Source organism: Vibrio sp. Makdt (genome assembly GCF_027587015.1).
Taxonomy (GTDB): Bacteria; Pseudomonadota; Gammaproteobacteria; order Enterobacterales; family Vibrionaceae; genus Vibrio; species Vibrio chagasii_B.
The window spans coordinates 1-320 of the sequence record NZ_JAPPTH010000074.1; the positions used below are offsets into that span (position 1 = coordinate 1).

2 tRNA genes are annotated in these 320 nt (G+C 44.4%); both read right to left on the bottom strand.

Going from position 1 to position 320, the window contains the following annotated elements:
- Nucleotides 1-136: 136 nt before the first annotated feature.
- A tRNA-Ala gene (locus tag OH460_RS27350) sits at nucleotides 137-212 on the bottom strand.
- A gap of 14 nt (nucleotides 213-226) precedes the next feature.
- A tRNA-Ile gene (locus OH460_RS27355) sits at nucleotides 227-303 on the bottom strand.
- Nucleotides 304-320: the final 17 nt, after the last annotated feature.

Here is a 320-nt window from a genome sequence, read left to right on the forward strand (position 1 = left end):
ATCCAAAGGATAAACATTGAGAACTTTTAATTTGATTAACTCTTAGAGTTAATCAGTCAGCTTTCCAAATTGTTAAAGAGCTTGATTCAATAAATTGAACCATTTTTAAAGATTCTTAAGGAAGAACACTTAAAGATGGTGGAGCTATGCGGGATCGAACCGCAGACCTCCTGCGTGCAAGGCAGGCGCTCTCCCAGCTGAGCTATAGCCCCATCTAGGTCGATATTGGTGGGTCTGAGTGGACTTGAACCACCGACCTCCCGCTTATCAGGCGAGCGCTCTAACCAGCTGAGCTACAGACCCAATATCGTCTCTTAACT